The 22,621-nt window shown below is 49.8% G+C and carries 21 protein-coding genes; 4 read left to right on the top strand and 17 right to left on the bottom strand.

Annotated features, from left to right (window positions below):
- Positions 1–2 precede the first annotated feature (2 nt).
- Positions 3–1,670: a putative transporter gene (locus BC349_RS18745; protein WP_187258328.1), complete on the top strand. Its 1,668-nt coding sequence runs from the start codon at positions 3–5 to the stop codon at positions 1,668–1,670.
- 85 nt (positions 1,671–1,755) lie between these two features.
- The gene (locus BC349_RS18740; protein ID WP_187258327.1) at positions 1,756–2,691 is read left to right on the top strand and encodes a hydrogen peroxide-inducible genes activator; all 936 of its coding nucleotides are present in this window, start codon (positions 1,756–1,758) and stop codon (positions 2,689–2,691) included.
- A 139-nt stretch (positions 2,692–2,830) separates the two neighbouring features.
- Here the strand turns inward: BC349_RS18740 and BC349_RS18735 are convergent, their stop codons facing one another.
- From BC349_RS18735 to BC349_RS18650, 17 genes are all read right to left on the bottom strand, one after another.
- The gene (locus BC349_RS18735; RefSeq protein WP_187258326.1) at positions 2,831–3,643 is read right to left on the bottom strand and encodes an alpha/beta hydrolase; all 813 of its coding nucleotides are present in this window, start codon (positions 3,641–3,643) and stop codon (positions 2,831–2,833) included.
- 19 nt (positions 3,644–3,662) lie between these two features.
- Entirely contained in the window at positions 3,663–4,247 is a 585-nt protein-coding gene (gene nudK / locus BC349_RS18730) for a GDP-mannose pyrophosphatase NudK (RefSeq protein WP_187258325.1), read from the bottom strand.
- A 72-nt stretch (positions 4,248–4,319) separates the two neighbouring features.
- Complete coding sequence (locus BC349_RS18725) at positions 4,320–4,943, bottom strand: L-2-amino-thiazoline-4-carboxylic acid hydrolase (RefSeq protein WP_187258324.1); 624 nt, start codon at positions 4,941–4,943, stop codon at positions 4,320–4,322.
- Positions 4,940–5,335 carry a VOC family protein gene (locus BC349_RS18720; RefSeq protein WP_187258323.1) on the bottom strand — a complete coding sequence of 132 codons (396 nt, stop codon included), beginning with the start codon at positions 5,333–5,335 and terminating at the stop codon, positions 4,940–4,942. Before BC349_RS18720 ends, BC349_RS18725 begins: the two co-directional genes overlap by 4 nt.
- A gap of 32 nt (positions 5,336–5,367) precedes the next feature.
- A complete protein-coding gene (locus BC349_RS18715; protein ID WP_187258322.1) occupies positions 5,368–6,249 on the bottom strand; it encodes a hypothetical protein in 882 nt (293 codons plus the stop codon).
- Positions 6,250–6,312: 63 nt separating this feature from the next.
- The gene (locus BC349_RS18710) at positions 6,313–7,143 is read right to left on the bottom strand and encodes a helix-turn-helix domain-containing protein (RefSeq protein WP_187258321.1); all 831 of its coding nucleotides are present in this window, start codon (positions 7,141–7,143) and stop codon (positions 6,313–6,315) included.
- Between the two features lie 47 nt (positions 7,144–7,190).
- Positions 7,191–8,336 carry an FAD-dependent monooxygenase gene (locus BC349_RS18705; protein WP_187258320.1) on the bottom strand — a complete coding sequence of 382 codons (1,146 nt, stop codon included), beginning with the start codon at positions 8,334–8,336 and terminating at the stop codon, positions 7,191–7,193.
- Between the two features lie 65 nt (positions 8,337–8,401).
- Complete coding sequence (locus tag BC349_RS18700) at positions 8,402–8,974, bottom strand: Crp/Fnr family transcriptional regulator (RefSeq protein WP_187258319.1); 573 nt, start codon at positions 8,972–8,974, stop codon at positions 8,402–8,404.
- 4 nt (positions 8,975–8,978) lie between these two features.
- On the bottom strand, positions 8,979–9,359 hold the full coding sequence (locus BC349_RS18695; RefSeq protein WP_187258318.1) for a diacylglycerol kinase family protein: 381 nt from the start codon (positions 9,357–9,359) through the stop codon (positions 8,979–8,981).
- Positions 9,356–9,895 carry a GNAT family N-acetyltransferase gene (locus tag BC349_RS18690; RefSeq protein WP_187258317.1) on the bottom strand — a complete coding sequence of 180 codons (540 nt, stop codon included), beginning with the start codon at positions 9,893–9,895 and terminating at the stop codon, positions 9,356–9,358. The genes BC349_RS18695 and BC349_RS18690 overlap by 4 nt, the downstream gene beginning before the upstream one ends.
- A 12-nt stretch (positions 9,896–9,907) precedes the next feature.
- Positions 9,908–11,098 (bottom strand): subclass B1 metallo-beta-lactamase, encoded by a 1,191-nt coding sequence (gene bla, locus BC349_RS19870; protein WP_222840228.1) that lies wholly within the window; start codon positions 11,096–11,098, stop codon positions 9,908–9,910.
- A complete protein-coding gene (locus BC349_RS18675) occupies positions 11,061–11,918 on the bottom strand; it encodes an alpha/beta fold hydrolase (protein WP_187258316.1) in 858 nt (285 codons plus the stop codon). Before BC349_RS18675 ends, bla begins: the two co-directional genes overlap by 38 nt.
- Before the next feature lie 234 nt (positions 11,919–12,152).
- Positions 12,153–12,608, bottom strand: a complete 456-nt coding sequence (locus tag BC349_RS18670; protein WP_187258315.1) for a MarR family winged helix-turn-helix transcriptional regulator — start codon at positions 12,606–12,608, stop codon at positions 12,153–12,155.
- A gap of 16 nt (positions 12,609–12,624) precedes the next feature.
- Positions 12,625–12,948, bottom strand: coding sequence for an antibiotic biosynthesis monooxygenase family protein (locus tag BC349_RS18665; RefSeq protein WP_187258314.1), 324 nt, complete (start codon positions 12,946–12,948; stop codon positions 12,625–12,627).
- A gap of 105 nt (positions 12,949–13,053) precedes the next feature.
- The gene (locus BC349_RS18660; protein WP_187258313.1) at positions 13,054–14,223 is read right to left on the bottom strand and encodes a threonine aldolase family protein; all 1,170 of its coding nucleotides are present in this window, start codon (positions 14,221–14,223) and stop codon (positions 13,054–13,056) included.
- A 17-nt stretch (positions 14,224–14,240) separates the two neighbouring features.
- A complete protein-coding gene (locus BC349_RS18655) occupies positions 14,241–15,401 on the bottom strand; it encodes a serine hydrolase domain-containing protein (protein ID WP_187258312.1) in 1,161 nt (386 codons plus the stop codon).
- Positions 15,402–15,518: 117 nt separating this feature from the next.
- Positions 15,519–16,907, bottom strand: coding sequence for a S41 family peptidase (locus BC349_RS18650; protein ID WP_187258311.1), 1,389 nt, complete (start codon positions 16,905–16,907; stop codon positions 15,519–15,521).
- A gap of 170 nt (positions 16,908–17,077) precedes the next feature.
- On the opposite strand from BC349_RS18650, the gene BC349_RS18645 reads away from it, so the two are divergent.
- Positions 17,078–17,521: a hypothetical protein gene (locus tag BC349_RS18645; RefSeq protein WP_187258310.1), complete on the top strand. Its 444-nt coding sequence runs from the start codon at positions 17,078–17,080 to the stop codon at positions 17,519–17,521.
- 117 nt (positions 17,522–17,638) lie between these two features.
- Positions 17,639–22,621 (top strand): PKD domain-containing protein, encoded by a 4,983-nt coding sequence (locus BC349_RS18640; RefSeq protein ID WP_187258309.1) that lies wholly within the window; start codon positions 17,639–17,641, stop codon positions 22,619–22,621.

The following is a 22,621-nucleotide window of genomic DNA, read 5'->3' as shown; positions in this document are numbered from 1 at the left end:
CAATGGACTGGATAATCAGGCTGTTTACAGAAGTATCGGTGGCCCAGACAGTAGTGATTTACGGAGTCGTGATCGCCTTCGGAATCTGGCTGGGCCGCCTTAAAATATTCGGCATCTCCCTGGGGGTTACCTGGGTGCTATTCATCGGGCTCCTGCTCTCCTACGCAGGCATCCGCGTGAACAACGAAGTGGAACATTTCCTGAAGGAATTCGGACTCATCCTCTTCGTGTTCTCGATCGGGTTGCAAGTGGGTCCGGGCTTTTTCGCTTCCCTGAAAAAGAATGCCCTGGCCAATAACCTGCTGGCTGCCGGCGTGGTGTTACTTGGGGTGATCATTACCGTTATATGGTATCTTGCTTCCGGTTATGATATTGGTGTGATGACGGGAGTGATGAGCGGCGCCGTTACGAACACACCCGGACTGGGTGCAGCACAGGCTGCTGTGAAGGATCTGCAGGTGCAGGGCACAGACAATGCGCGTATCACCCTTGCCTATGCGCTGACCTATCCATTTGGTGTCTTCGGCATCATCCTGGCACTGGTGCTGCTGAAAAAGATATTCCGCGTCAACATCGAAAATGAAAATGAACTGCACCGCAAACTCAGTGTGATCCGCTCGGGTCGCCCGGTTTCCCTGCACTTTCATCTCGATAACCCTCAACTGGTGGGCAAGCCGCTTCGCAGGATCTTCGAACTGATGAAACAGCCCATCGTGGTGTCACGCATGTTCCATAAGGGCGAAGTCATCACACCCACTCCAGACCAGTTGCTGGCGGAGGGTGATGTGTTGCTGATCGTGGCGCCCAAACAGGAGATCGAGCAATTGAAAATACTGGTAGGCGCACCCAGCAATATGAACCTGAAAAACGAACCCGGCAGCGACCTGATCTCCCGCCACATTGTGGTGACCCGAAAGGAAATGACCCACAGGCGGCTGGGCGATATTACGGAGATCCACCAGCACGAGTTCACCCTTACCCGCCTCAGCAGGGCGGGCGTGGAACTTGTTCCGCACGGCAACCTCTTTCTGCAACTGGGCGACACCGTTAAAGTGGTGGGCACCGAAGAAGGCGTTAACCAGGTGGCCAATGCGCTGGGCAATTCATTAAAGAGACTGGAAGTGCCCGACCTGGCGCCGATCTTCATCGGCATCGTACTGGGGGTGATCGTGGGCAGCATCCCTTTTTATTTACCGAATATTCCGGTGCCGGTGAAAATTGGAATGGCGGGCGGTCCGCTGATTGTGGCGCTCCTGCTGAGCCGTTTCGGCGGACTGGTGTATCTCAATGCCTATACAACCAACAGCGCCAACCTGATGATCAGGGAACTGGGCATCACTCTCTTCCTTGCGAGTGTAGGACTGGGAAGCGGTTCGAACCTGGCATCCGCCTTCACCGGTGGGGATGGCTGGTACTGGATCGGGATGGGTATCAGCATTACCCTGATCCCCTTGCTGGTAATGGGCTGGGTGGCGCACCGCTTTTTCAGGAAGACCTATTTTGAGGTCTGTGGCTTTCTGTCCGGCGCCTCTACCGATCCTCCCGCGCTTGCCTTCGCGCTAAAGATGGCCGGCAATGATGTGCCATCCGCTACTTACGCTACCGTATACCCGCTGACAATGATCCTGCGCATTGTTGCCGCGGAATTGCTGATCCTGATGCTTGCCTGATATCTGGTCCGGCTCAGGAACTTATTCTGTTTCGATCATTTATGAAATTGATTAAATTTATGCTGGCATAGAAAATATCTATCTGATGACCCTGGTACAACTGGAATATATTCTGGCGGTGGATGAACACCGGCACTTCGCCACGGCGGCCTCGCATTGTTTTGTGACACAACCCACCCTCAGCATGCAGATCCAGAAACTGGAGGAGGAATTGGGGATCAAACTCTTCGACCGCAGCCGCCAGCCTGTGGTGCCTACTCCCATCGGGGAAGAGGTGCTGGCACATGCCCGCCGGGTAATGCTGGAGGTGAAACTGCTGGAAGATGTGATCAAGGAAAAACAGGGACTGATTCATGGTGAGCTGCGGCTGGGTATCATTCCAACCCTGGCACCCTACCTGCTGCCGCTATTCCTGCAGTCGTTCATTGATAAATATTCCGACGTGCAATTGAAGGTAAAGGAGATGACGACCCAGCCGGTACTGGAGGCAGTGCTGAAAGGGCACCTCGACATGGCCCTGGTGGTTACGCCCCTGCATGAAACGGGATTGAAGGAGTACCCGCTCTTTTATGAAGAGATGGTGGCCTATGTGTCGAAGAAAAATGCTGCGTACAAAAAGACTTATGTGTTGCCCGGCGATATTGATGTGCACGATCTCTGGTTGCTGGAAGAGGGGCATTGTTTCCGTTCCCAGATGCTGAACCTCTGCGAGTTGCAGAAGGCCCACAAGGACCTGCTTCGATTTGAGTATGAAGCGGGCAGCCTTGAGACCCTGAAGAAAATGGTGGAGACGCACCGTGGGATCACCATCCTGCCGGAACTGGCTACCCAGGATATGTCGGCCTCGCAACGGAAACTGATCAGGCATTTCCGCAGTCCGGCACCTGTGCGCGAGGTCAGCCTGGTTACTTCGAAGACCTTTGTCAAGGAAAAACTTTTTCTTGCGTTGAAAGAGGAGTTGCTGAATTGCATTCCGGAAAAACTCCGCAAGAATAAACCCCGGCATGTGGTGCCGGTGTAAGGGGGGAGGCGTCTGACGTTTGGATTCACGGTATTCAGTAATGCTAAACGTCAGACGCCTTTCCGTGACCCCAAACGTCAGACGCCTTTCCGTGAATCCAAACGTCAGACGCCTTTCCGTGACCCCAAACGTCAGACGCCTAAAACCCCAACACCGAATCCAGTCCCTTCTTATACCCTTCGTATTCTGGAAGGTCATTGTGACTGCCATCTGCTATGGTGATGAACTTGTCGGCGGGCTTCAGCAATGGCTGCAGCCTGGCGGCATTGGAATAGGGGATGACCCCGTCTTCGGTGCCATGGAAGATCACCACGGGCGCCACTACTTTGGGCAGGAATTCCCAGGTAGGGAAATTGTATCGGATCATACGGCTCACAGGATAAACAGGCAGGTAACGCTGCACCAGTGATCTCAGGCTGTAATAGGGCGTTTCGAGGATCAGTTGTTTGCAGCTGCTTCGTGATGCCAGCCAGGCGGCAATGCCGGTTCCCATACTCTTGCCATAGATCGTAATACTGTCAGCTGAATATTTCGCGCGGGCCAGCCGGTACAACTGTTCCGCATATGCATACATTCTTTCTTCCGTGAGCGGGCCGGTACTCTTGCCGAAGCCCGGATAGTCGATCATCCAGAGCTCGTAGCCGCGACCAGTAAAAGCCGGCACCTGCCGCGCATACCAGTTGATATTCTTTTTATTGCCGTGGAGATACAACACAACACCCTTCACCGGCGCGGCTGCCCGGCTGCTGTCGGGCATAAACTGCACAATGTTCAGGTTGGAACCGGCATCAAAGGGGATATTGACCTCCCTGTGGGGATAGTCGAAATCAAATTTTGCCGACTTGGTCAGCGGTTCGGGGTGAAACAGGAAATAATCCTGCAGGTAATAAGCAGCAATACCAATCAGCGCATATGCCAGCAGCAGGATCTTAAGCCATCGAAAGAATTTCATGGCGCAAAACTACAGCATATTACAGGATACCATGCAGCTTTACATATTGCAGCAGCAGGATGGTCTTGGCATCCCTGATCTCACCGGTCCGGATCATCTCCATAGCCTGGTCTATACCGGTCTCCAGCACTTCAATGTCTTCCTGTTCGTGCTCCGCGCCGCCACCCTCGGTCACTTTCATCACCGAACTGTATTCTGCAATAAAGAAATGCAGGATCTCTGTCACGGATCCGGGCGACATATAGGCTTCGAAAATCTTCTCCACATTGCGGATGCGATATCCTGTTTCCTCCTCCGTCTCACGGCGGATACAGTCCTCGGGATTGTCCTGGTCCAACAGTCCCGCACAGGCTTCGATCAGCATTCCACTTTCATTGCCGTTCAGGAAGGTGGGCATCCTGAATTGCCGGGTGAGGATCACAGTTCGCAGTTCCCGGTTGTATAACAATATGGTGGCCCCATTGCCCCGGTCATAGGCTTCCCTGCTCTGGGTGCGCCATTGGCCGTCGGTTCCGCGTACATCGAAGGTTATCTTCCGGAGTACATACCAGTTGTCGGAGAGGATTTCAGATTTGCTTATCCTGATCCGCGAGTCATTATTCATGTATCAAAAATAATTGTGTATCACAGACCGCAACCATATCGTATAAAATAAATTTTACATGAAAACTTCATCTCATTTTTTTCGGGTATAGCGGAAATCACAGGCCCGGGCACCCCTTGCAATGGTACTCTTGCGTACAAGGTTCAGTCCGGCCAGACTGGTAGTGATATTGTCCACCTCACATAGTATCGGCGTGTATTGGTTACTGTTATGTTTGCTGAACAGTTTGCAGATGCCGCATTCTGTTATATCTACTCCGTAACCGAGTCCGTATGTTTCCGCAGGATCAGTGATGAGGTTGGCAGCAAACCCGTCGGGGTGGGACGGGTTTTTGGTCCTTGCGGCCATCAGCCGGATGAGCATCCGCCCCGGTGCTGTGAACAGCAACCCGGTCATCCATTTCCTGGCTGCTGCGGCCAGTTTGTTTTTCGGTTGAACATAATCGTTGGCAATAGTAAGCAGGATCTCCCGGATCCGCTCATATCCGGCCTGCTCCCCGTCCAGCACTTTCACCGTCGCCAGGAAATAAGCGCTTATTTCCATTCTTTTATCAATAGGGTTGGTGGATGTTTTGGCAAATGCAATATCTCCGGCCATGGCCACAAATTGCCGCTCTATCTCCTCCACCAGTAAGGAGGTCGTTGCAGGGTAATATCGGTTGATTACTGTTCTGAAATATGGCCTGTAGTTTTTCATGCTGTTTCAGGTTGAATCAGATCCCAAAGATTTCCATACAGGTCTTCAAAAACCGCCACCGTTCCATAGGGTTCTATTGATGGTGGTCGTACGATCCTGATTCCGTTGTCCAGCAGGTGCTGGTAATCGCGGTAGAAGTCATCTGTATGCAGAAATAGAAAAACCCTGCCGCCTGTCTGGTTGCCCACGCGGCTTTTTTGTTCTTCATTCGTGGCTTTTGCCAGCAACAGGCAGGTTCCTGTTGAACCGGGTGGCGCAATACGAATCCATCGTTTGGTTTCACTCAGCACAGTATCCTCCAGTAAGGTAAAATGAAGTTTCCCGGTATAGAACGCTATGGCATCATCATAATTTGCCACCACCAGCGCGATCAATGCCAAATTCTGTTTCATACAGACCAATATACCAAGATTGCCGCTTGCATCTACCAGTTCAGGATAAGTTCGGCCATTTTTGGATGTACATTTTTTCCAAGATAGGCTGCCAGCGACTTATCATCCGGGAAGCCAGACTTTACCAGCAGCGATTTCCATAATTTATCCAGTACTCCCGCTCCGGCGGCATCGTAAATCGTTTTGGCGCCGGCATGCAACCGGCTCTGGTACCAGCCATAATTGTTCGGGTGATTCATTCCGATCTCATCATAATAAGCTTCAAGATCCAGCAGGCTGGTGTACCGGTAGCCATCGGTTCCACCGCCGATAACCATTTCCGGGAATACGGTAAGCGCGGGTAAATAAGCAGGATCTTTCTCTGCGATATAGGTATGCAGCAACACATTACAGAATAATTCGCCCATCCATTTACGGGGCATATTCAGACCGCCCTGGAAATGAAAGGCATGTCCCAATTCATGCAAAACCAGCAGGTCAAAGAAGGGAGCCATACTGATTTCCCCGCCAGCGCTGCTGTACGCCTGCCTGATTTTTTGCCTCATGGTTTCAGGCAGCTGATCCATTTTGGGAATGAAACTTTTCCAGAATGCATTGTCCTCCGCAGCCACTACCAGGGTGCTGTCATCGTTGTAATGTGGCATGCCATAAACCGGGAATTTGGTGAAATGCGGCCAGTCTTCCTGCGTTAGTACGAGCAGGGTGAAGCGGGGTTTTGTTTTCAGCGAACGGCTGATATAAGCCATGGCATCTGCACAGCGCCCGGAGATATTTACGGCCCTGTTCGTTTGTCCGTTACTGTGGTATACGGGGAATGGATGTCCCTTGATTTGCTGCAGCCTGCTGTAATCCTGGGCTTTGGATGGCAATAGCTGAAAGAGGAAGGCCATCGCGAATAGGAGCTGTTTGTACATGTGAATCGTTTTCCCAAAACTACCCAGGTGCCCTTTCCCCAAATAGTATGAAAACGACAAGTTTCAGATATGGATACTCGACTGAAGCGGAACAGGTGTGCTGGAAATGGTGCCGGCAATGATGCCCGGCGATACACCCGCGAATTGTTTAAAATCGCGGATCAGGTGCATCTGGTCAAAATATCCGCACTCATAGGTGATATGTGTCCAGGATAAATCGGGCCTGCTTTCACGAAGGCGGTAGGCTTTGGAAAAACGCGCCAGGCGTGCATATACTTTGGGGGGAAGTCCGATCCGCTCCCGGCACTTTCTTTCGAATTGCCGAAGGCTCAGGCAGGAGAGGGAGGCGATGTTTTCAATGGGAATATTTCCATTGTGCCGCAACAGTTCTTTCATGGCTTCATCAAATGGCAGTGCCAGTTTCAGTTTTGCCAGTTTTTGCAGCAGGAAATTTTCCACCACCTGGTTAATGGCATCAAAGTCCTTCGCTTCTTTCAATTGGTCGTTTACTGTCCTGGTCTCTGCTCCGATGAGTTCGCGTGCATCAAATCCTTCATCATAGATCTCGGTCATTGGAATGCCCAGCAGCCGGTACAATCCACCCGGATGGAATCCGACAGCCACTGCCTTATGACTTTTTCCAACGATCAGGTTCACCCGGGTTACCTGCGGGCCAACAATCACTGCATCTGGTTGGAGGGCAAACCCATGCTCACCCTCTTTCTGTACCTGCACAAGATCATCGATATAAAAGAAGAGACAATGTTGCGGAGTTGGCGGATAGGGGCATGCTATGTCCAGGTCCGCGTCATCCACGATGGCATGAACGATGCGGATGCCGCTGACAAATTCCTGCAGGGCGGGATGGGGCTGGTATGTCCGGGTGCTGAACATTCCTTTAAAAATACTCTTTTCCGGTAATGTTCCTGCATCGGCCGGCTTCAGAATTCAACCTCGTAAAGCATTTTCAACTGCCTTTCATTTACGGCCGCCGGCATAAGCCGGAATAGGGTATTGCGGATGCCCGCCAGCATTGGGTTTTCTGTCTGGGCAATTTTCCCCATCTGCCATGATAATTCAACGATCCGACGGGTTCTTTTCATTCTTTTTTGTTCAAAGGAACGGAAGGCGTCAGCCACCATGGAATGGCTCTTCAGGTCAGCCGCCAGCATTACGGCATCTTCAATGGCCTGGCAGGCGCCCTGACCGAGGTTTGGCGTGGTGGCATGGGCTGCATCACCGATCAGTACCAGGTTGCCAAACGCGAACTGCCCGATGGGTTCCAGGTCGCAGATATCATCCCATATCAGTTGATCCTTCCTGGTTTGCAAAATGATCTCACCGACAGGCTCGTGAAAGTCCTTAAACAGGTGATGCAGGTCTTCCACCGTATAGTTCCTGAATGCCGGGTTGTTCTGCGGTGCATTGATGCAGGCATACCAGTATATAATATCTCCTGCCAGTGGCGCAATGCCGAACCTCCCTTTCAGTCCCCAGGTCTCAGAACTTTCCCTCACCTGCAGTCTCCTGTTGTCGGCAATGCCCCGCCAGCAGGTATAACCGGAATACCTTATCCTGCTTTGCGGCAGTAGTTTTTTCCGGATAGGAGAATGGATGCCGTCCGCCACTATCAGGTATTTCGTATAGTGCTCCCTGTTATCTTCAAAAAGGACCCTGTATCCATCTGCATCCGGCACGATATCAATGGCCCTTTTCCCTAAGCGGATCTGCCCCGGCTCCAGCCTGGAACCCAGTACCCGGTGCAATTCGGCCCGGTGGATGGTGAAATTATTTATCCCGTATTTCAGGCTTGGTTTTTCCGAATCGGTGTGGCTGATCATCCTGCCATGCTCATTGTAAATGCTGAATTGTTTCAACCGGGTGCCCGCCCGGATGATCTCCTCTGCGATGCCCAGGTGCTGATACGCTTTCATGGCATTGGCGGCCAGTACCAGCCCCGCACCAACCGGACGGATAACGGGTGCCGCTTCAAAGACGGCGGCTTTTATTCCGGTCTGCTGTAATGCGATGGCTGTTGTTAATCCCGCAATTCCGCCACCGATTATGGTGAATTCTGTTTGTTTCATGACACAAAGTTCCTTCCATCCTCCCGAACAATATTTTACATATGTTAAAAAAGGGGGGCGGAAAACTATTGTATTCCGCTCCGGATGCGACTCAGGCTGACCTGGGTGGTGCCCAGGTAGGAGGCAATATGTTTCAGCGCAATTCGATTTGATATTCCGGGGTAATTCTTTTCCAGTTCCTGGTATCGCTCTGCGGCCGATAAAAACCGGATGCCTTCAATTCTTTTCTGGATCTCCAGGAAGGCGTAAGTGGCCATTATTCTTCCCAGCCTTTCTATATCATGGTATCGGACACAGAGTTTTTCAAAATCATCAAACAGAAAGGAATAAACTTCCGAATCCTCCGTGAGTTCAATGGCTTTGTGCGAGGGTTGTTTGGTGAACAGGCTTTCTACCCCGCCGATGAACTGCATGTCCATGGCAAAATAATCTGTGATATCCATTCCATCTTTCAGGTAGTAAACCCTGCCCGATCCTTTGCCGATAAAATGAAAGTATCGATCCACCTGCCAGAGATTTAACAGGTGGTGTCCTTTGGGATAGTGGTTGAAACAGGTGATCTCATCCATAGCTGCAGCAGCTTCAGGGGAAAGCGGACTGGCCTGCTGCAGGACTTGTATGAATGGCAGATGCTTCATTTTATTATTTGAAAGCGGATAGTATCCTGGGCAGAAAAACAATGGCACCTGTGATGGCCGTAATGATGGCTGCCACCAGTACACCTGCCGCTGCCAGGTCCTTGACCTCCCTGATCTGCTCGTGCTGGTCGGGTGTAACATGGTCAGCGAGGTATTCTATGGCGGTATTAAACAGTTCCATCGCAAACAGAAAACCTATACAAAGCAGTAAAGCGATCCATTCTGTTTTTGAAATCCCTGCCCACCAGCCCGCAATAATTACCAGGGTGGCCACCACGGTGTGGATGCGGGCGTTGTGCTCCTTGCTGACAACAATTTTCAAGCCATTGAAAGCAGCTTTGAAACTATGCAGCCTGCTTTTTATAGAAAACTTTTTGTCTTTCATGGCAGGTTAAGTATCATATCGTAATTGGGACCGTTGTAGTCAAACTGCCCCAGCATGTTAAAGCCGTTTTTAAGATAATAATTTACTGCTTTCTGGTTGTCTGCCTGCACTCCCCCCCAAAGAATGATCCTTTTTTGCTTTTTCTCTGACACATCAGAAAGTATAAACCGGAATAAACCATCACCGATGCCAAAACTTTGCCAGTCATCTGCAACCGATGGGGCAAAGGTACAATCACCAGATGCATCTGGTTGAAGCCCGTAAGACTGCAGCCTTGGAATATCATGATGCAGCATGCCATTTTTTATGATGGCATAAGCTATGATCCTTCCGGCATCATTTTCTGTGGCAATGTATCCGGCGTGTTCCGGGCTCGCGTGGAAATCCTGCAGGGAAGACCTGTCAAAAGGATGAGGACCGAAGCGTTTCCGGGTGGCTTCACCCAGGTGTTGCAGGTAGTGGAAGAGATCGTCCAGGTCACCCGGACAGTATTTGCTGATGCGGATGACCTTATTATTCCTGGTGGTAAAATTCATGGATGGATTTTTTTAGTGATCATAGCTGATCACCCGGGTGACTTTCCATTGATTCCCTTTCTTTTGCCAGATCATGATATTTTTAAAAGTGCCACAGTCATTCTTCCCGTTTTCCATATGACAAAACTGGTGGAGGTTGGTCTGGACGGCACCGTAGTTGGCAATGGGATAAACTTCCAGGCTGCCGGGTACCAGAACCCTGCGAAGACCGGTGCCGGCATTATTGGTGAAAAGGCTTTGTAATTTGTTGCGGGTTACGGAGTAGTTGTCCACCCCGCCTTTGTCGTGGTAAAATTCGAGGTCCTCATCGAAAAATTGCATCGCATTGTTGAGATCACGCCGGTTGAAGGCATCGAACATCAGGCTGTCCAGGTTGGCAATGGTATCAAATAGTTCCTGTGATACTGGTGTATAGGTTTTAGCACTGGCTGGTTTGGGTTTGAACAGTTCAATGGTGTAATCAAGCAACGATACATCTCCGAAATCATCATGCCCCGGTATTACATATTTTATGTCGGGGTAGGCTGACTTTACCCTGCTGACCGTAGCAGACCACTCGTTCACATTGGCATCCCCCAGGTAGCCGGTTGATGCATTGAGAGCTTTCACCATACATCCGCCGAACAGGACCTGCTCCGCCGGCAGGTAGCTGACGATATTGTCTCTGGTATGCGCTTCCCCAAAATAGCGGTTGATCACGGTGTTATTGCCTGCTTTCAGTTCAAGATTTTCCGTGAAGCCATGTTGTGGTATTGTGGCTCCCGTTTTCCTTGCCAGTTCCTGTGTCAGGACAGATGAATAGGAGGGGATCCCCGCCTGGTGGAAGATTTTAAGTCCACCCAGGCAGTCATCATGAAAATGGTTCACTACAATGCCCCTGATCTTTACCTTCATTTTTTTCTGGAGCAGGCTGATCAGTTCACGGCTGGCCGTGTCACCGGTCGGGCTGTCGAAGATAATGGCTTCCCCCTGGTTGATGTACACCATGCCGTTGCAGGCAACTTTACCCCATTGCTGCGTATTCAGAAAAGAAATATGCAGATACACGCCGGGCCGGATCATCTTTATTTCAAGTGTTCCTGACCGGTAGTCTGAAATGCCTTTTTTTGACTGGCTGTAGGTATTTGCGGTTATGCATGACAGTAGTATCAGCAACAGGATGCTTCTACACCTGGCTGCTCCATTCAAGTAATACCTGTTCAAATAATTTTGATTCTTCATATTGTGGGCAATGGGCGCTGTTTTCAAATATTTCAATGGTAAGTTCTTTAAATTTTTTGGATGGGCCCTCCCATAATTCAGGCGGGCCTGTCAGGAAATCGTATTTGCCAAGGATCAGTAATACCGGTTTGTCGAACCGGTCCAGGTTCTCTGTGATGTCAATATCCCGGAATACGATCCCCCACATAAAATCGATCATGGGCATATTGGTATAAATGCCTTCCCAGAGCGGGCTGGCGTCAAAGTCGGCATCCATCCAGCTTTTTGGTCCGGCGGCCAGGCAATAGCTCACGAACCGGTGGTCAGGGTCGGCTTCAATCATGGCAGGTAAGGACGCCATGGATTCTGACAATTTTTTCTTTCTGTCGGCATTGGCCAGGGTGTCAAAGAACAGGTCGGCCAGGGCATGGTTTTCGGTGCTGTAACTGGGACTTACCGCGACTAGTACAACCCCTTTTACATTGCCGGGATATTTTTTGGCGTATTCCAGTGCCATGAATGCATGACCAGAGTGGCCAAGGATGATGAAATCCTGTAGTTGCAGTTTTCTCCGGATGGTTTCAATATCATCCAGGATGCGGTCCAGTCCGTATGCTTCCAGGCCTGGTTCAGGCCGGGGGGGAGGAACAAATCCCCGGTGATCGATGAATATAAACCGGAACTTCTCCTTTAACTCGGCAGCAAAAGTGCGCGAATAATAAAGCATACTGCCCACTACAAGGATGGGTTGGCCTTCACCCTCTATGGAATAGTTAAGGTGAAAACCATCGATCTCTACGGCACCGGTTCGGTTTGCAATCATCAGGATAGATTTTTGGGAACGGAAATTCCTGATTTTTTTATAATTCCTGATAGTTCTTACAGCAACGGTAACAAGTGAGGTGTAAGTGGCCGCATTACAATTTCCGCACACAATTTCTGCTTACTTTTCGTCATGGATACAGGTTGGATAACCGATCCCAATGCCCTTATCTCAACCAGGTTCCTGGATATTGTGCCGGGCAGCCAGGTAGGCGCAGTTGACGGCTGGTTTCTTTTATTCATTTTCCGACATTAGCCTGCGCATATTTGAATTGAAACTGCCAATCCTGTTTTGCAGAACGGAAAAAAAGTCCTGGTCGGACTGCTTTACTATTTTCAATGCCTTTTGTAAAACTGCTTCACCCGATTTTGTCAGGGTAACAGACTTGGCCCTTGTGTCAGTTTTGTCTTCCTGCCTGGTTACCATGCCTTTTTGCTGAAGGGTACGCAATACCTTAGACACCATCATCCGGTCTGTTTTACTATGCTGCGCTATGTCAACCTGGGTGACAATCCCGTTAGATTTCGATAACCATGCCAGCGCGGCCAAAAGAACAAACTGGGTATGGGTTATGTCAATTTTATCCAGCTCCCGTTTCATTGTCCGCTGCCATAACATGGTTACCTGCCAGAGCAGGTAACCTGTGCTTTCTTCAGGTTTTGAGAAGTGAAAGTTGATTTTTTCGGCCATGTTTGGGAACCGGGTTTTAGACCTCCCTGGTATCATGCACAAAATAAAGGTTTGGCTGTATTGCTTCCGCAATTTTGTTGCCCTCCTCAATCATTTTCCTGCCGGCCTCAGATTGTAACATTCCCTGGAAGGCTTCCATGGATTCCCATTGACCATAGTTGACCACATTTTTGCCGTCAAGGCTTCTGTGAAAGTTAGCCGAGATGAACCCCGGGCATTTTGAGATGAATTCATCTGTGTTGCTGATCAGGTAATTCAATAGTTCCTCCTGTTTCTCAGGGGTAACAGTAAAAACATTAATTAAGGTGAGAACATTCCTGCCCGCTTGAATGGTGGCCATAATATAAGATTTAGTTGCCGTAAATATAGTATACGCGACAACATAATTATACGGATAGTATGACCAGCGGTCAGGATGCTTTTTATGCGGACTGTCGGTGATATTTTACAGGCTGTTTCTGAATGCGTTGATCACATACTCCGCATTCCTGTACAGGAGTGTTTCATTTACGGAAAGTAAAACCTGGTTTTGTTTGTCCGGCGCCCCAATCCTGATATTGAATTGTTTGTTCAGGTTTTCCTGCAGGTTTTTTCCATTGAGATTATTTCCCAGTTTCATCCGGAAGATATTGGTGCCATTTTCCAGCGGCTCAATACTTATTCCCTGTATTTTGTGGAGGCCGCTGAAAATTTCATTTCCCCTTTTCCTGGCATCCTGAAGCCTGGTTTCGATACCCTCCAGCCTGTGCAATGCCATTGCCGCATTTGTCCAGTTCCCGTACATATTGCCACCATGGATCTTTACCAGGTGGGGCATCTGGTCTATTATTTTTTTGTCTCCGCATAATATAGCCCCTCCGCTGGCACCAAGGTATTTGTAAAGGGAAATATAGACCGTGTCAAAATAAGAGGCGTATTCCTTCACTGGAATGCCGGACCACGCGGAGGCCATGTAAATCCTTGCGCCATCCAGGTGCAGTTTGATATTATTACTGCGGCAGTAAGCGCTGATCTGTTTGATTTCATCCAGCGGAACCATGCGGCCATCGGCCCTGCGGACAGGGTTTTCAACCGAGACGACACCGATGCCGCTAAAGAAGACCTCCTCCTTCTTTAAATCCTCAATGGCTTGCTTTAATTGTTGTGCGGTGAAACCGGTTTCGTTTTTTGCCAGGGGCACCAGCCTTTTACTGAATACCGATTGAGCGGCATCTGCTTCATCACGAAATACATGACTGGTTTCCTGTACGATCACTTTGGCATTGCTTCCGCTTAAAACAGCAATGGCCAGTTGGTTGGCCATGGTTCCGCTTGGCATGAAGATGGCTTTTTCTTTTCCTGTGATCGCTTCAAATTTTTTCTCCAGCGCTTCTACGGCACCACCTGTTCCATACCTGTCTTTTACAATGGGTGAGTTGCCCTGGATCTGGTTCAGTTCCTGCAGGTAATCTGCCGGTTCAAACATTTCTCCATCGCCAAAAAATTTGATGATGCCCGGGGAAGCTGATTCATTTTTTGCCGGATCATTGGCCAGGGTGCTGGAGAAAGGGATCATTGCCGGCACTATTGCCATTCCTGAAGACCTCAGGAAGTCCCTGCGATGGATGTTTGACATATCAGGATGGTTTATGGTTATTTGTTTTCCGCCGCCTTTATCACCAGTTGCATCAGGTCTCCGATCTTGCCGGTGTCCATCCACCGGGTGACCACCACCAGGTCATGCTCCTGGTCAATGATGATGTAATTCCCGCCATAGCCAACGGCATAATACAAGCCCGCCGGCGCGCCTTTCAGGCTGTTCATCTGGTTATTCCACCACAGGTAACCGTACTCCTTGCTGGCAGCAGATGGCTGGTGAACGGAATTGACCCATTTTTCTGAAATGAGCTGCCTGTCCTTCCATTTGCCCTTGCGCAGGAATAACAGTCCGTAACGGGCCTGGTCAAGCGCACTGATAAACATCCCGCCACCGAAATGCCCGCCGCCGCTGACCGATTGCACCATGGTTCCATCCACATTAACGAAAGAGTCATCATAACCATACCATCTCCAGGTACTGGAAGCGCCAATCGGATCCTGGATCATTTCCTTTAATACAACGGGAAGCGGTTTTCTCCATACCTGCAACAGAGAATAGGCGAGCAGGTTCACCCTGATATCATTGTATTCGAACACTGTACCCGGTTCCACCAGCTTTCTGTTCCTCCAGTCGTCAATTGTTCCCGTCTTCGGCGGCCTGTCGGCCCAGTCGTATTGGTCAAATAATTCACCCGACCAGTCAGAGCTTTGGGTCAGCAGATGTTCCCAGGTGATTTTGTTGTTGTGCGGGCCTTCAAAACTGCCATCCCACACATATCGGTTAACCTTATCCGTTACCTGGCCAATCAAACCATTGTCCAGTGCCAGTCCGGCTATGGTGGAAAGATAACTCTTGGTAACGCTGAAGGTCATGTCTGGGCGTTCCACATCGCCCCATTGTGCCACGATGTACCCGTTTTTGATGACCAGTCCGGCAGGTCCTCCGCGGTGCCTGGTTGCCCCCAGGATTTTATAATCCGGCTCCTGCTGGTAAGATTTCAGGATGGCCACCCGCAGGTCGCGATCCAGTTTGATCTCGTTGTTCAAGGCAAGTTGTACGGCGCTGTCGAGCCAGATGCGGCTCATCTTAAGTTCCGATGCCTGTTTGGTATTCCAGGTTTTGTCGGGATAATACGGCTGCTGGGCAATTGATAAAACGCCCAGGAAAAAACTGCCTGTTACAAGCAGCAGGCGGGAGTAGAATGTTTTTACCATGTATACAATTTACAACCTTTGTATCGGTTCACTGCGTTATTAGGGCCTGGTGTTAAGGAAATCAAACTGCAAACCGTCCTTTTGCACTGACCGGAATAAATTTCGGTAATAGCCATGCTATAGCCTGCGCAGGTATTCAAGCACCGGATCCCTGCCTGCGATTTTGTCTGCAATGGTATTGCGAATGAGGATATCCGGCATCACCGGCTTGTTATGTGATTGGTCACAATCCGCCCCAACTTCAAAAGAGGTTGTCAACTGCATACGGACTTTGGTAGCAGGCAATTCTATGTTCAGGGTTTCACCGAAATCATTGGTGCTTTCCCCGGTGGGCTCGCCGATGATGGTGCCGATGCGGTAATGTTTGACGGCGTCTGCCAGCATATTGGCACTGGAAAAAGTAAAAGCCCCGGTAATAAAATAAATCCTGCCTTCAAAGATGGAGTCAACCCTGAACATGGGTTCATGTGAACTGCAATTGCCCATCTCCCAGGTACTGCCATTGGGTTGCTGCAGGTAGGCATGGCCGTTATTACCATTTTTGAGCAGGTGCTCCTTATAGGGCTGACTTATTTTCCAGAATTTTGTGCCCATCTGTGCATGTGGCTTTCGGGTGAGATAACTCAGCAGGAGGTCACCCAGCAGGCTGTTCCCTCCGCTGTTCTGGCGCAGGTCAACGGCAAGTATGTTTATTTTACGGGTGCGTATCTCCGTGAATAATGAATCCAGGAATTGGCCCAGCACTTTCCAGTCGCCACTCATATTCTTAAAATTGAAATAGGCCAGCTTATTGTCGATGATCTTATAGGAATATGCTTTATCCCGGATATGCGGCATGCCTTCAGACAGGGCCTCGGCATAGGTGATTCCTTCCGCCAGTTCCAGGGTCCTGGTGCGTCCTTTCGCTTCCCGGTAACGGATGATGAAGGGGGCTTTGATGTCCGCCAGGAAAAGGTGCAACGGTAATAATTTGACAGACATCTCCCGGCTGTAATGATCCAGTCCGCCATGATACCTTTTTATCTTCCGCGAAAAATCAGCCATATCCAATCCGTTGACAGACAAAATCCTGGCGCCGGGTTTCAACTGGTTTTTGCCGGCAAAGCCAACGGGGAAATACAGCCGGTCTTTTTCATCATATTCCGGTACAAAGGGCAGGAACTGTTTTTTGCCGTATTCATTTCTGAGAACCGGTTGTACAATGGCCGGCATGGCATGGCCATCTTTTAACAGGGCCGATAACGGATACAGCCGGGCCAATAATTCGTTGGCAGAAATGGTGTCCGGAAGGGCTGCTTTCAGGCTGTCGAATTTCTTAAGGTAGGTTTCCCTGCTGATGTGCAGCCATGGATTGAAATGCACCTCTTCCAGGGTTTTATGGTAATGGTTAAGGTCTTCCACTACCTGGTTCCTGGTGAAAACAGGCCCCTGACCCCTGGCAACCGGGTAAAACAGGCAAAGACTTATGGCCAGCAGGCATAAGACCCGCGTAATTTTCTGATTCATTTAATGGTCAAAATATTGTCATGATAAAAATAGCGAGCCTTGATTCCATGTACAAGTAATAAGTACAGGTGGCAAGTGCCGGGGGATAAATGGAATTTTTTTTGCTAATTCTGTAATCCTGAACAGAATGGTGCGTCCAAACCCAAACACAAAAATGTGAAGTAGCCGGCATGAACCAACAGGAAGAATTTACACAGTTATACAGGCAGTACTCACCGGGCATCCTGAAATTATGCATGGGCATGGTCGTCCTGATTTGCCTGTTTCAGGCTTCCCTGCTGTTTTACACCTATAAGCAAATCAGGTTGATCGATGATGCCGCACCGCCGGACCAGCACCTCAGGCAATGGGAGGACTATTATGCCCTGCGTAAGAAACAGGCGACCATTATTATGCCGGCTTACTTCATTGGACTGAACATTGCCATGGGTATATATTTCATAGAAGTGATGCAGGGCAGGCCATTGCTGAATATCACGATTTTTCTTTTGGTCTATGCAGCCTGGATGCTGTTTGCCTGGTTTTACCTGGGGAAAAGGATTCTGAAAAAGGAAAAACAGAAACTGGATGGCATCATGAATGAATTGCGTAGTCTGGAGGGCCAGTTTGACTGAACCTGGAAATGGCTGTCTGAATAAACAATTCCTTCATCCGGGGTATTTGATTCTTATTGGTATTGCCATATCTTGTCGCCGGCATTAAGCCAATTCAGGAACTTAATTATTGATTCTGTGGTTTTTCATTTCAGGACCCTTATCCTCTTTTTATGCCTGGCAAGCCTTTGCCTGCTTTGCCCGGCAATTGTAAGCGCACAGGTAAAAGCCGATTTCAATGCAGGTAAAACGGGCGGATGCGCCCCCCTGGTAGTGGCTTTCACCAATACCAGTACCGGCGTTTCGCCTGCTGCTACCTATGAATGGCAATTCGGTAATGGCAACAAAGCGGTGATAGCCAGTCCTTCTTCCATTTTCCCCGACGAAGGTGCTTATACGGTAACCCTCACCGTCAGGGATGGCTCGCAGACTTCCACTATTTCAAAAACCATCCAGGTGTTCAAACCACCGGTAGTAGATTTTGAATCTTCCATAATCAAAGGATGCTTTCCCCTGGAAGTACAGTTTTCTGCTAAAGCACTTGCCGGTGATGGTGACATAGCTGATTATTTCTGGGATTTCGGCGATGGCAATGTGCTCAGTACCCGGGAAGCCAGTATCAGCCATACTTTCACCTCGGCAGGCAATCGTTCGGTTAGTCTAACGGTCACCAACAGTGGCGGATGCCAGTCAACCCTGTTAAAGGAAAACATCCTGCAGGTGTTGCCCGAAACCAGGGCCGTTTTCTCTCCTGAAAAATCATTTATCTGTTCGGTGTCAGATCCGGTAACATTTGTCAATGGAAGCGTCGGCCCCGGGCAGTTGACTTATACCTGGGATTTTGGTGACGGAACCACCAGCACGGAGAAAAATCCCAGCCACGTATTCAAAGACAAAGGCGAGTTCTTTACCAAACTAACGGTTACCAGCTCCGAAGGCTGCACCCATACCACCACCCTGTCTGAGGCCATCAATGTGGCTAATTTTGTTACTGATTTCAGGGTGGATGATTCGCTCTGTACCTGGCCCAGTATGCAGTTTACCAACCTCAGTACTCCCGGTGCCAGCCAGGTAACCTGGAATTTCGGGGATGGATTTGATTATCCTGCATGGATCGGGCAGGAGATGTACTATCAATTCCCGACCCCCGGCAATCATACCGTAACCCTTACCAACCAGTTCGGCGAATGCCGGCAGTCGGTTTCCAAAGTGCTTGCCATCCGGCAGTCTCCGGAATTGAAAGGCTTTATTATGGACTTTGCCCATCCCTGTGGCGGCCCGGTAGAAGTAACCTTTAGGGATACAACAGCCTCTGCAGTGAAGTGGGAATGGGATATGGAGTATCATGGTGCAGACTCCGGCAATAACAGTAGAAAAGTGAATTATGAATATCAGGGAACCTTCAGGGCAACCCTTCGTTTGAAGGATGCTTATGGCTGCAGGGCCGAGGTGCATCAATATGTGGATACCCGGAAGCCCTATGCCGAGCTTCGCATGACCAACCTGGATGCTGAACCATGGGAACGAGGCTCCTGTGGCCCCATGAAAGTGCGCTTCGAGGCAGTTACCCAGGAAATTATTCGCACTTACCTTTGGGATTTCGGGGATGGTACCACCTCAACTGAGGCTAGTCCCGAGCATGTATATACGAAAGAAGGGAATTACCGGCCGAAATTAACCTTCACTACCGATAAAGGCTGTACCAACGAAGCTTTACTGGATGGCAGCCTTGCCATAAGAGACCCTTTCAAGGCTGATTTCACCGTTTCCGCCACAGAGATTTGTGGCAATACACCATTCATCCTGGAGGATAAAACAGTGAACAACGATTTCATGTACAATTATGTCGACTTTGGAGATGGTACTATTGTGCAAGGCTATTCTTACCAGCGCCGGTTCGAACATAAATACCAGGAAGAGGGGGTTTATTCTGTAAAACTCATCAGTACAGATTTGTTCTGTGCAGACACCATCGTAAAAGAGGCATTGGTGAAAGTTACGGCGCCCTTCCCGCGCATCTCGGAAGTTATCAATACCTGCGATGGAACAAGGGGACTGGTTACTTTCCGGCAGAATTCCGCCCTCACAGATAGCTGGACCTGGGATTTTGGCGACGGCACAGTGGTTAACCTTAACCAGGAACAGGAAAGCATACAGCATAAGTATAAAAACTCCGGTTGGTACCTGGCCAAACTCACCACCAAAAGAGGCGCCTGTACAGTATCCGATTCCATCGGTGTAACGGTACTGCTGAAACAGCAGCCATTACTCACCATAAATAAGTCCATTGCCTGCTGGCGCGAAGACCATGTAGAGTTTAAGATTTCAAATGTGGAGAAGAACCCCCGTAACACCGGTTATTATTTCGGGTACAGCACACCCAGATGGCAGCACAGTGACGGTACAGAGCTGGTGCCTTTTTCACTGGATAACGATCCCGGGGTATCTCTCCGCGAGAATACTCCTGAATATATCCTTTTTACCCGGAAGGGATTTGACCGTACTAAAAAAGATGTACAGGTTATCCTTTATTCGCAGGGGTTTGGCTGCTATGATACCACCAATATTGTGCCCATTTCCTTTAGGGGCCCGGTGGCCGATTTCAGGCGGGTAACACCGGATATTTGTAAAAGCGGGAATACCATCACCATCGAAGACCTCTCCGGGGGTACAGGAAATGCACCTATTGTAAAAAGGGAACAAATATGGTGGTATGGTAACTATGAAACCGTGCCGCAACAACAGCTCTATTCCCGCGAATTCCAGTGGCCCGGCAGTTATTATGTGGCCCATAAGGTAACGGATGCAGACGGTTGTATTGATATAAAGGGAGAAATGCTGGATTTACAGTTTTCTGAACTGAAAGCAGGATTCCTTCCTTCAGCCACCACCATTTCACCGGGCTCCACCATCAGTTTTCAAAACAATTCCAGCAGCTCGGATCCGGTTAATACTTCTTACCAGTGGACCTTTGGTGACGGCACCGGTTCCGCAAGTGTCAGTCCGGATAAAACCTACTCCCGGCCCGGGACCTACCAGGTGCGACTGATCGCGCGGAATACTCTCAGCGGTTGCGCCGATACGGCCAGCCAATCCATCCTGGTGAAATATATCAATGCCGCCTTTTCCATCAATGCGTCCTTTGTAAGCAACAGTTCCTGCCCGCCCGTACTGGTGCAGTTTACCAATCACTCCAGTAACGCGAGCCGCTACAGTTGGGATTTTGGCGACGGCACGGTGGTGGAAAATGTGTTTAATCCCAGTCACGTATACACGAAACCAGGTTTTTACCTCGTAACCCTGAACACCTGGAGTGATAATGGCACGAAATATACAACGATTGATTCTGTCAGGATACGGTCCATGTCTGCTGATCTCGCTGCGGACCTGCTCAGGGGTTGTACTGAACAAACCATCACTTTAAGCTCCGATGCCTCCAACGTACAATCCTATCACTGGGATTTTGGTGATGGTACACTCGCGCAAACCACAGATAGTTTTTCGGTTCATCATTACCGGTATCCGGGTATTTATACACCACTTCTGGTGGTGACGGATGCCTCTGGTTGCAGCGCTTCGGTGAAGCTCGACCAGCAGGTGGTGATCGATGACCTGCAGGTGACGCTTCCCAATCCCGGCGCCAGTTTCTGCGCGCCCAAACAATTGCTTTTTGATCCGGTCATCAGCAGCATAACCGGTGAAGTTTCGCCAGATCAACTGAGTTATCACTGGAATTTCGGCACGGGCAATCCAGCTGATACCTCGCAACTGAAATCGCCTTCCTTTGCCTACCAGTCTGCCGGCACATATGAAGTGAAGCTGCTGGTTAAATCATCAGCCGGCTGCCGTAAAGAGGTCGGCGCCACCCTGAAAGCCTTCCAGGGTCTGGGAGGTTTGATTACCGCGCCGCAGGAAATCTGTGAAGATGGTTCGGTGTTATTCAGGGCCTCTACCCAATTACCCGGACAGCCTTCCTACAACTGGATCTTTGAAGACGGCTCGCGCTCCTCACAACAGCAACCGCCCGCCAGGAACTACAATGAGCCCGGTTCTTTCCTGGTAAAATTGGTGGTGGATAATAATGGTTGCTCCGATACAGTTTTGCACCAGCTGGAGGTGAGGGGAAAGCCCCGCCTGGTATTGTCGCAAAAGGATATTACGCTTTGTGAAGGGATTCCGGTATCCCTTACCGTTAGTGGCGCTGTCCGGTATGCCTGGTCGCCTGCAGCGGGATTAAACACCACGTCCGGCTCTGAGGTGGTGGTATCACCCCAGGCAGATACCCGGTACATTGTTACCGGTACCAATGAATTCAACTGCAGCAATACCGATTCGGCGGAAATAACTGTTATCAGGCCATTCAGTCTGCAGGTGAACCCCGTTATTAGTGTGTGCGAAGGAGAGGTTGTTCAATTGTCCGCCGCCGGCGCCGTATCCTATCAATGGATCAACCAGACAAATGGCCTCAGCAATACTGGTATCGCTAACCCCAGGGTCCGGCCGGATTCCACCATCACTTATACGGTGGTGGGAACAGGAGAAGGCAGTTGTTTCAACGATACTTCCGATATTACTGTAAGGGTCCTGCCACTGCCTGTGATTGATGCGGGTGCAGATATGGAATTGCAGCCCGGATCAAATTACCTGATACGCACCAAATCCGGCAGTAATGTAGTATCCTGGCGCTGGGAGCCCTCCGATTTCCTGAGTTGTACCACCTGCCCGGCTCCGGAAACCAGGCCGCAATGGCCCATTACCTACCGGGTAACCGCTGCCACTGCAGATGGCTGTGTGGCCACCGATACGGTGTCCTTTACCGTTCTCTGTAACGACAGCAGAATCTATATACCCAATGCCTTTACACCCAATGCAGATGGAAAAAATGAAGGCTTCAGGATCAGGGCGGATGGCGTTACGCAGGTGAACTATATCATGGTTTACAACCGCTTCGGGCAGAAAGTATTTGAACGGAAGAACTTCCAGGTGAATGACCAGGAAGCTGTTTGGGATGGCCGTTTCAACGGAAGCGCGGTACCATCGGGTGCCTATGTGTACATGATTGAATTCCAGTGCATGGACCAGCGCTTTCAGCGCAAGGGCTCTGTAGTGGTACTGTACTGA

Source organism: Flavihumibacter stibioxidans, from assembly GCF_014332695.1.
In the GTDB taxonomy this organism is placed as follows: Bacteria; Bacteroidota; Bacteroidia; order Chitinophagales; family Chitinophagaceae; genus Flavihumibacter; species Flavihumibacter stibioxidans.
The sequence above is the reverse complement of the archived record's forward strand: the minus strand, read 5'-3'. Positions and strand labels throughout refer to the sequence as shown.

Bases quoted from the DNA above. Each gene is read 5' to 3' on its own strand.
- BC349_RS18745 (WP_187258328.1), top strand. From the start codon at position 3: ATGGACTGGATAATCAGGCTGTTTACAGAAGTATCGGTGGCCCAGACA.
- BC349_RS18740 (WP_187258327.1), top strand. From the start codon at position 1,756: ATGACCCTGGTACAACTGGAATATATTCTGGCGGTGGATGAACACCGG.
- BC349_RS18735 (WP_187258326.1), bottom strand. From the start codon at position 3,643: ATGAAATTCTTTCGATGGCTTAAGATCCTGCTGCTGGCATATGCGCTG.
- nudK (WP_187258325.1), bottom strand. From the start codon at position 4,247: ATGAATAATGACTCGCGGATCAGGATAAGCAAATCTGAAATCCTCTCC.
- BC349_RS18725 (WP_187258324.1), bottom strand. From the start codon at position 4,943: ATGAAAAACTACAGGCCATATTTCAGAACAGTAATCAACCGATATTAC.
- BC349_RS18720 (WP_187258323.1), bottom strand. From the start codon at position 5,335: ATGAAACAGAATTTGGCATTGATCGCGCTGGTGGTGGCAAATTATGAT.
- BC349_RS18715 (WP_187258322.1), bottom strand. From the start codon at position 6,249: ATGTACAAACAGCTCCTATTCGCGATGGCCTTCCTCTTTCAGCTATTG.
- BC349_RS18710 (WP_187258321.1), bottom strand. From the start codon at position 7,143: ATGTTCAGCACCCGGACATACCAGCCCCATCCCGCCCTGCAGGAATTT.
- BC349_RS18705 (WP_187258320.1), bottom strand. From the start codon at position 8,336: ATGAAACAAACAGAATTCACCATAATCGGTGGCGGAATTGCGGGATTA.
- BC349_RS18700 (WP_187258319.1), bottom strand. From the start codon at position 8,974: ATGAAGCATCTGCCATTCATACAAGTCCTGCAGCAGGCCAGTCCGCTT.
- BC349_RS18695 (WP_187258318.1), bottom strand. From the start codon at position 9,359: ATGAAAGACAAAAAGTTTTCTATAAAAAGCAGGCTGCATAGTTTCAAA.
- BC349_RS18690 (WP_187258317.1), bottom strand. From the start codon at position 9,895: ATGAATTTTACCACCAGGAATAATAAGGTCATCCGCATCAGCAAATAC.
- BC349_RS18675 (WP_187258316.1), bottom strand. From the start codon at position 11,918: ATGATTGCAAACCGAACCGGTGCCGTAGAGATCGATGGTTTTCACCTT.
- BC349_RS18670 (WP_187258315.1), bottom strand. From the start codon at position 12,608: ATGGCCGAAAAAATCAACTTTCACTTCTCAAAACCTGAAGAAAGCACA.
- BC349_RS18665 (WP_187258314.1), bottom strand. From the start codon at position 12,948: ATGGCCACCATTCAAGCGGGCAGGAATGTTCTCACCTTAATTAATGTT.
- BC349_RS18660 (WP_187258313.1), bottom strand. From the start codon at position 14,223: ATGTCAAACATCCATCGCAGGGACTTCCTGAGGTCTTCAGGAATGGCA.
- BC349_RS18655 (WP_187258312.1), bottom strand. From the start codon at position 15,401: ATGGTAAAAACATTCTACTCCCGCCTGCTGCTTGTAACAGGCAGTTTT.
- BC349_RS18650 (WP_187258311.1), bottom strand. From the start codon at position 16,907: ATGAATCAGAAAATTACGCGGGTCTTATGCCTGCTGGCCATAAGTCTT.
- BC349_RS18645 (WP_187258310.1), top strand. From the start codon at position 17,078: ATGAACCAACAGGAAGAATTTACACAGTTATACAGGCAGTACTCACCG.